The 7754-nt window shown below is 68.4% G+C and carries 10 protein-coding genes and 1 pseudogene; 9 read left to right on the top strand and 2 right to left on the bottom strand.

Annotated features, from left to right (window positions below; genetic code table 11):
- The 4 genes from AC1DU6_RS14000 to AC1DU6_RS14015 all read left to right on the top strand — a co-directional run.
- Nucleotides 1–283, top strand: a 283-nt coding sequence (locus tag AC1DU6_RS14000) for a phosphoribosyltransferase family protein (RefSeq protein ID WP_477857818.1), incomplete at its 5' end; no start/stop codon positions are given.
- Nucleotides 283–1245: an aspartate carbamoyltransferase catalytic subunit gene (locus AC1DU6_RS14005; RefSeq protein WP_056199446.1), complete on the top strand. Its 963-nt coding sequence runs from the start codon at nucleotides 283–285 to the stop codon at nucleotides 1243–1245. The genes AC1DU6_RS14000 and AC1DU6_RS14005, both read left to right, overlap by 1 nt.
- A 2-nt stretch (nucleotides 1246–1247) precedes the next feature.
- Nucleotides 1248–2549: a dihydroorotase gene (locus tag AC1DU6_RS14010; protein WP_457324813.1), complete on the top strand. Its 1302-nt coding sequence runs from the start codon at nucleotides 1248–1250 to the stop codon at nucleotides 2547–2549.
- Between the two features lie 76 nt (nucleotides 2550–2625).
- Complete coding sequence (locus AC1DU6_RS14015) at nucleotides 2626–3357, top strand: lysophospholipid acyltransferase family protein (protein WP_457324814.1); 732 nt, start codon at nucleotides 2626–2628, stop codon at nucleotides 3355–3357.
- On the opposite strand, the gene AC1DU6_RS14020 is transcribed toward AC1DU6_RS14015, so the two are convergent.
- Nucleotides 3338–4099 carry a hydroxypyruvate isomerase family protein gene (locus tag AC1DU6_RS14020; RefSeq protein ID WP_477857820.1) on the bottom strand — a complete coding sequence of 254 codons (762 nt, stop codon included), beginning with the start codon at nucleotides 4097–4099 and terminating at the stop codon, nucleotides 3338–3340. The genes AC1DU6_RS14015 and AC1DU6_RS14020 overlap by 20 nt on opposite strands.
- 60 nt (nucleotides 4100–4159) lie before the next feature.
- Between AC1DU6_RS14020 and AC1DU6_RS14025 the strand changes: the two genes are divergently transcribed.
- On the top strand, nucleotides 4160–5176 hold the full coding sequence (locus AC1DU6_RS14025) for a glycosyltransferase family 9 protein (protein ID WP_457391336.1): 1017 nt from the start codon (nucleotides 4160–4162) through the stop codon (nucleotides 5174–5176).
- Here AC1DU6_RS14025 and gpmA read toward each other — a convergent pair.
- Nucleotides 5161–5904 (bottom strand): 2,3-diphosphoglycerate-dependent phosphoglycerate mutase, encoded by a 744-nt coding sequence (gpmA, locus tag AC1DU6_RS14030; protein WP_477857822.1) that lies wholly within the window; start codon nucleotides 5902–5904, stop codon nucleotides 5161–5163. The genes AC1DU6_RS14025 and gpmA overlap by 16 nt on opposite strands.
- Before the next feature lie 89 nt (nucleotides 5905–5993).
- On the opposite strand from gpmA, the gene AC1DU6_RS14035 reads away from it, so the two are divergent.
- The 4 genes and pseudogenes from AC1DU6_RS14035 to AC1DU6_RS14050 all read left to right on the top strand — a co-directional run.
- Nucleotides 5994–6404, top strand: coding sequence for a rhodanese-like domain-containing protein (locus AC1DU6_RS14035; RefSeq protein WP_056199428.1), 411 nt, complete (start codon nucleotides 5994–5996; stop codon nucleotides 6402–6404).
- A gap of 83 nt (nucleotides 6405–6487) precedes the next feature.
- Nucleotides 6488–6748, top strand: a complete 261-nt coding sequence (gene grxC, locus AC1DU6_RS14040; RefSeq protein ID WP_457326074.1) for a glutaredoxin 3 — start codon at nucleotides 6488–6490, stop codon at nucleotides 6746–6748.
- 142 nt (nucleotides 6749–6890) lie between these two features.
- On the top strand, nucleotides 6891–7364 hold the full coding sequence (secB, locus tag AC1DU6_RS14045; RefSeq protein ID WP_056199425.1) for a protein-export chaperone SecB: 474 nt from the start codon (nucleotides 6891–6893) through the stop codon (nucleotides 7362–7364).
- A gap of 79 nt (nucleotides 7365–7443) precedes the next feature.
- A pseudogene (locus tag AC1DU6_RS14050) lies at nucleotides 7444–7754 on the top strand (NAD(P)H-dependent glycerol-3-phosphate dehydrogenase); the annotation flags it as partial.

A 7754-nucleotide genomic window follows, 5' to 3' on the forward strand; every position in this document is an offset into this window, starting at 1 on the left:
GGCCAAGGCCGACCACACCTCGCTGCCCTTCGACGTCAACGGCCGCGACATCCTGCTCATCGACGACGTGCTCTACACCGGCCGCACGACGCGGGCCGTGCTCAACGAGCTGTTCGACTTCGGCCGCCCGGCGAGCGTGCAGCTGGCGGTGCTGGTGGACCGCGGCGGGCGGCAGCTGCCGATCGAGCCGGCGTTCTCTGCGGCCCGCGTCACGCTCGCCGCAGACCAGAGCCTGCGCCTCGCGCGCGCCGATGGGGGCCGATTTGCCTTTGAGGTGAAGTGATGCTTTCCAAACGCAACCCCCAGCTCAACAAGCACGGCGAGCTGATCCACCTGCTGTCCACCGAAGGCCTGCCGCGTGCGGTCATGGAGCAGATCCTGGACACCGCGGGCAGCTTCCTCTCGGTCAACGACCGTGAGGTCAAGAAGGTGCCGCTGCTGCGCGGCAAGTCGGTGTTCAACCTGTTCTTCGAGAACAGCACCCGCACCCGCACCACCTTCGAGATCGCCGCCAAGCGCCTGTCGGCCGACGTCATCAACCTGGACATCGCGCGCAGCTCCACGGCCAAGGGCGAGACGCTGCTGGACACGGTGGCCAACCTCAGCGCCATGCACGCCGACATGTTCGTCGTGCGCCACAGCGAGAGCGGCGCGCCCCACCTGATCGCCCAGCATTGCGCGCCGCACGTGCACGTTGTCAACGCCGGCGACGGCCGCCACGCCCACCCGACTCAAGGGCTGCTGGACATGTACACGATCCGGCACTTCAAGAAAGACTTCCGCAACCTGACCGTATCCATAGTCGGCGACATCGTTCACTCGCGCGTCGCTCGCAGCGACATCCACGCGCTCAACATCCTGGGCGTACCGGAGATCCGCGCGGTGGGCCCCAAGACCCTGGTCCCCGGCGACCTGCGCGACATGGGCGTGCGCGTCTGCCACGACATGGCCGAAGGTGTGAAGGACGCCGACGTCATCATCATGCTGCGCCTGCAGAACGAGCGCATGAACGGCGGCATGCTGCCCAGCAGCGGCGAGTTCTTCAAGCACTTCGGCCTGACGCCCGACAAGTTGCGCCTGGCCAAGCCCGACGCCATCGTCATGCACCCGGGGCCGATCAACCGCGGCGTCGAGATCGCGTCCGAAGTGGCCGACGGCAAGAGCAGCGTCATCCTGCCGCAGGTCACCTTCGGCATCGCGGTGCGCATGGCCGTCATGGCCATCCTGGCTGGCAACGAGGCATGAGCATGAAGATCCTGATCAAAGGCGGCCGGCTGATCGACCCGGCATCCAGTCTCGACCGCATCGGCGACGTCGCCATCGCCAATGGCCGTATCGTGCACCTGGGGGATGTGGGCGACTTCGTTGCCGACCGCACCGTGGACGCGAGCGGCCTCATCGTCGCGCCCGGCCTCGTCGACCTGTGCGCCCGGCTGCGCGAGCCCGGCCACGAGCATGAAGGCCTGCTCGAAAGCGAACTCGCCGCAGCGGCCGCTGGTGGCGTGACCAGCCTGGTCTGCCCGCCCGACACCGACCCGGTGCTGGACGAGCCCGGCCTGGTGGAGATGCTGAAGTTCCGCGCCCGCAAGCTCAGTCGCTGCCGCCTGTTCCCACTTGGCGCGCTGACGCGCCAGTTGAACGGCACGGCACTCACCGAGATGGCCGAGCTGACCGAGGCTGGCTGCATCGGCTTCTCGCAGGCCGAGGTGCCGATCAAGGACACGCTGGTGCTGAGCCGCGCGCTTCAATACGCCGCCACCTATGGCTACACGGTCTGGCTGCGCCCGCAGGACGCCTATCTCGGCGGTGGCGTCGCGGCCAGCGGTTCGGTCGCGACGCGGCTGGGGCTGTCCGGCGTGCCCGTCAGCGCCGAGACAGTGGCGCTGCACACCATTTTTGAATTGGTACGCGCCACGGGCGCCCGGGTGCATGTCTGCCGCCTGTCCAGCGCCGCCGGCGTCGAGCTGGTGCGCGCGGCCAAGCGCGAGGGCCTGCCTGTCACGGCGGATGTGTCCATCAATTCGCTGCACCTCAGTGACGTCGACATCGGCTACTTCGATTCGGCCATGCGCCTGACGCCGCCGCTGCGCCAGGGCCGTGACCGCGATGCGCTGCGCGCGGGCCTCGCCGATGGAGCGATTGACGCGCTGGTGTCCGACCACATGCCCGTGACGACCGACGAGAAGGCTGTGCCCTTTGCCGAGGCCACGCCGGGCGCGACGGGCCTGGAGCTGCTGCTGAGCCTGGCGCTGCGCTGGGCCCAGGATTCCAAGCTGCCGCTGCAGCGTGCGCTGGCTGTCGTGACGGCCGAACCGGTGCGGGTGCTGGGCAGCGCACTCGGCTCTTTGTCCGCCAGCGCCGGTCGCCTGGTGGAAGGTGGCGTCGCCGATGTCTGCGTGTTCGACGCGGCGGCGAGCTGGTCCGTCACGCCCGACGCCCTGGCCAGCCAGGGCAAGCACACGCCGTTTGCCTTCGCCTCCAGCGGTTTCGAGCTGCCCGCGCGCGTGCGTTGCACCCTTGTCGCCGGCCACGTCGCCTACGAAGGATGACGGCCCCCACGCGCGCTTCGCACGCTGCCCCCCGAGGGGGTGCAGCCTCCCTAGGGGCGGCCCGGCGGGAGGCTGAATGAGATCCCTGATCGCCACCTGGCGCCTCACGCGCCTTGTGCCGCATGTGCTGCACGGCCTGTGGATCGTCAAGCGCCGCTTCGAGCTGCTGACGGCGTCCGAGCGGCATGGGCTGATCCAGTGGTGGTCGCTCAAGACGCTGCGCATCCTCGGCATCGCGCTGAAGTCTCAGGGCCAGGCCTTGCCGACGGGTCATCTCATGGTGGCCAACCACATCTCCTGGCTGGACATCGCCGGCGTCCACGCGGTGCTGCCGCAGGCGCGCTTCGTGTCCAAGGCGGACGTGAGGCACTGGCCGGTGGTCGGCGCCCTCGTCGAAGGCGCCGGCACGCTCTTCATCGAGCGCGCCAGCAAGCGCGATGCGCTGCGTGTCGTGCACCAGACGGCCGCAGCCCTGCAGGCGGGCGACTGTGTCGCCGTCTTCCCGGAAGGCACCACGGGCGCCGGGCCCGAGATGCTGCCCTTCCACGCCAACCTGCTGCAGGCGGCGGTGTCGGTCGATGCCCCGGTGCTGCCCGTCGTGCTGCGGTGGCACGAGCCCGGCGAGCGCTTCAGCTCGTCGGCGCGCTTCATCGGCGACACGACGTTGGTTGAGAGCCTGTGGCGCATTGCTTCGGCCAAGGGGCTGGGCATTGATGTGCAGATCCTGCCCAGCGTGATGGCGACCGGCCAGGACCGTCGCGCCCTTGGTGCGATGCTGCGCGGCGTGATCAGCGCGAAGCTGGGCTGAGCCAGGCCAGGCCGGCCGACGTATTGCCACGGGGCCGGTATTCCAGGCCGACAACGCCTTGCCAGCCACGCGCGTTCAGCAGGGCCAGCTCCGCTGCGAATTCACCGGCCTCGGGCTCATGCCGCCCGGCAACGCCGGCGACCTGCACATGGCCCAGCACGCCGAGGTCCAGCGCGCGCGCCAGATGTGTCAGTGATTCACCTTCAGCGACGCGGCAATGGTAGAGGTCGAGTTGCAGTTGCACGCGTGGCGTGTCCAGCGCCGCCAGCAGCTCCAGCGCCTGGGCCTGGCGATGCWGGAAATAGCCGGGCATGTCGCGGCGGTTGATGGGCTCGACGACCAGGGGCAGGGGGGACTGCTCGGCGGCCCAGCCGAGGTTGGCCAGCCAGGTCGAGCGGTGCTCGGGCGTGTCCTCGGCCAAGCCTGACAGCAGATGCACGCGGGCCGCGCCAAGGCGGTCGGCCAAGTCCAGGCCGCGCAGCGTCGCGTCGCGAAACTCGGCCTCGCGGCCGGGCAGGGCGGTGAAGCCGCGCTCGCCGACGGCCCAGTCGCCGGCAGGGGCGTTGATGAGGACGACCTTCAGCCCCGCCAGCGCGGCCGTCAGCGGTGGGCGGTCATGCAGATGCGGCTGCTGCAGCTCGACGGCGGCAAAGCCGTCGGCCCGTGCCACCGCCGGCCGGTCGAGATAGGCGTGCTCGGTATAGAGCCAATCGAGATTGGCTGCGAAGCGTGGCGGGATCACTGCGACTCCGCTACCAGGGCGGCGTCATGGCTGGCGATCACTTTGGCTGAGGAGGGCAGGGTGATCTCGGGCATGGAGAACGGGCCTGCGCAGGGAGAATCCCGCGTCACTTGTAAAGAATTGCTGATGATAGAAGCCCGACCGTTGATCGTCCGTCTGCGCAACTTCGTTGGCGACACGGTTTTGAGCATTCCGGCGCTGCGGCTGCTGCAAAGCCACGGCTATCGCCTTGAACTGGTCGGCAAGAGCTGGGCACGCGGGTTGTTGGAGACGGAAGGCTGGCGCGTCCATGTGCGGCCCGAGAGGCTCGGCGAGCGCGTGGCGCAGTTGCGCGCGCTGCGGCGGCAGCTGCGTGCGCAAGACCCCGGATTCGACCGGCGCTCCAATACGCTGCTCTTTCCCTACGCGTTTTCAGCGGCGCTGGACGCGCGACTGGCCGGCCTGCGCGCCGAGGGCCATGCGGTGGAGGGGCGCACCTGGCTGATGCGCCGTGGTCACCCGCGGCGCCCGGGGCGGCACACGCTGGTCGAATACTGGGAACTGGCCTGCGACTTCCTCGGCATCGACGAGCCGCCTCCGCCGGTCATCGGCCTGCAGGTCAGCGAGGCCCAGCGGGAGCGGGCCGCCGCTCTGCTGGCGGGGCAAGGCATCGCGCCGGGGCGCTACGTGATGATCTGCCCGTTCGCCAACGGGAAAACCGAGTTCCTGGACCGCACCTGGCCGGCCTTCCCGGAATTCGTGCGCCGCCTGGATGCGGCGGGGCGCCGCATCGTGATGGTGCCGGGACCGACCGAACTGGAGGGGGCCCGCCAGCTCTACCCCGACGTGGTGCGGTTCGAAGGCGTGGGCCTGGGCATCTACGCCGCGTTGCTGCAGATGGCCGGCATCGTCGTCTCCAACGACACCGGGCCGGGCCACATCGCCGCCGGCGTCGGCGCACGGCTGCTCACCCCCTGGGGGCCGGCCGATCCCGCGGTCTGGGCGCCGTGGGGGCCGACGGTCAAGCTGCTTCAGTACTGGCCCGGCTGGGCCAGCGTGGAGGAGGTGCTGGCCGAGGTGGATCAGGCCTTGCCCTGATTGGCCACGGCGGCAGCCGCCTTGGCGGCGGCTTCGGCGTCGCCCAGGTAGTAGCTCTTGATCGGCTTCAGGTTCTCGTCCAGCTCATAGACCAGCGGGATGCCGTTGGGGATGTTGACGCCAACGATGGCGTCGTCGGCGATGTTGTCGAGGTACTTCACCAACGCGCGGATGCTGTTGCCATGGGCGGCGATGAGCACGCGCTGGCCGCCCTTGATGGCGGGCGCGACGGTCTCGTTCCAGAACGGCAGCACGCGGGCGACCGTGTCCTTCAGGCATTCCGTCAGCGGAATGTCCTCGGCGTCCAGGCCGCGGTAGCGAGGGTCGCTGCGTTCGCTGCGTGGGTCGGTCGCTTCCAGCGCCGGCGGCGGTGTGTCGTAGCTGCGGCGCCAGATCAGCACCTGCTCGTCGCCGTACTGCTTGGCCATGTCGGCCTTGTTCAGGCCCTGCAGGCCGCCGTAATGGCGCTCGTTGAGGYGCCAGGCGTGGCGCACCGGCAGCCAGGTGCGGTCCATCTGGTCCAGGGCGTGCCACAGCGTCCACACGGCGCGCTTGAGCACCGAGGTGTAGGCGATGTCGAAGTCATAGCCCGCTTCCTTCAGCAGCCGGCCGGCCGTCTTGGCCTGCTCGACACCGGTGGGCGTCAGGTCCACGTCGGTCCAGCCGGTAAAGCGGTTTTCCAGGTTCCAGGTCGATTCGCCGTGGCGGATGAGGACGAGCTTGTACATGGGGCAAGGCGCGCTGAGGTGGTGGGAAGCGGCGGATTATCCGACCCAGCGATAATCGCCGGCTTCGTTGAATTACACGGGATGCTTGCTTGAACTTCCTGATCGAGAACTGGTTTCTGCTCGTCGCCGCACTTGTGTCCGGTGGCCTGTTGCTCTGGCCCATGCTGATGTCGGGTGCACAGGGCGGCGGCCTCGCCCCCGCCCAGGCGGTGCAACTGATCAACCGCGAGAAGGGCGTGCTGATCGATGTCAGCGAGCCCGAAGAGTTTGCCAAGGGCCATGCCGTCGGCGCGCGCAACATCCCCTTTGGCCAGATCGAGGGCCACAAGTCCTTGCCGTCCAACAAGGCCCTGCCGCTGGTGTTGGTGTGCCCGACCGGCGCACGCGCCGGCCGCGCCGCGGGCATGCTGCGCAAGCTGGGCTATGACAAGGCCCAGGTGCTGGCCGGCGGCCTCAAGGCCTGGCGGGAGGCGAATTTGCCGGTGGAAAAAAGCGCGTGAGCGGTTTTTCGCCCAACCGACTTTTTCTGCCTTTCATTGGGCAGAAATCTGCGTAGGCAGATTTGCGGCTGAAGGAGATTGAGATGGCTGCCGTCAAGATGTACACCACCCTGGTCTGTCCGTTCTGCGTGCGCGCCAAGATGCTGCTCAAGCAACGCGGCGTCGAGCAGATCGACGAGGTCCGCGTCGACCTCAACCCGGGCGAACGCCAGGAGATGATGGCCAGGACGGGCCGCCGCACCGTGCCGCAGATCTTCATCGGCGACACCCATGTCGGGGGGTGCGATGACCTCATCGCCCTCGACCAGAAGGGCGGATTGCTGCCCTTGCTCCAAGCGGCCTGAAGGGTCGCTTTGGGCGTTCTTGACTGATTTCAACACCGGGCAAGCCCGATCGGCTTGTCACGAGGCCTCGCCCATAATCCAGCCACCGCCCGCAGCGCGCCGCCTGCGGGCTTTTGTTTGACGCTTCGCTAGAAAGAATTCCATGGCCGACGAGATCCAAGCCGCCCCCGAAGGCACCCCCGTGTTCCAGATCCAGCGCATGTACCTGAAGGATCTGTCGCTGGAGCAGCCCAACGCGCCGCACATCCTGCTGGAGCAGCAACAGCCCCAGGTCGACATCAACCTGACGCTGTCGGCCGAGAACGTCACCGACGGTATCTTCGAGGTCTGCGTGACGGCCACGGTCAACACCAAGGTCGGCGACAAGACGCTGTTCCTGGTCGAAGCCAAGCAGGCCGGCATCTTCGAGATCCGCAATGTGCCGCAGGACCAGCTCGAAGGCATCCTGGGCATCGTCTGCCCGCAGATGGTCTACCCCTATCTGCGCGCCATCGTGTCCGACGTCTGCACCCGCGCCGGCTTCCCGCCGGTGCTGCTGACGGAAGTGAACTTCCAGGCCATGTTCGAGGCCCAGCAGGCCCAGCGCGAAGCCCAGGGCGGCCAGGCCGTCAACTGAGCATCGAGGCTCGCCTCGTGATGACGCCCCGCCTCGTGCGGGGCGTTTTACTTGGGTGACACTTCTGCGCATGACGACGATGAAGATCAGCGTTCTCGGCGCCGGTGCCTGGGGCACGGCCCTGGCCATCCAGGCGGCCAACGCCGGCCATGATGTGAGCCTGTGGGGCCGTGACGCAACTGCCATCGGACAAATGCGGGCGAGCCGCCGCAACGCGGCCTATCTGCCCGACGGCGAACTGCCCGCCGCGCTAGGCCTGACCGGCGACCGTGCCGCAGCCATTGCGCACGCCGCCGACGGGCTGACCATCGTCGCGACGCCGATGTCCGGCCTGCGCGAAACCCTCGCCGCCCTGCCGCCAACGCAGCGCGTGCTGTGGTTGTGCAAGGG

The sequence above is a fragment of the Roseateles sp. P5_B10 genome, assembly GCF_056400485.1.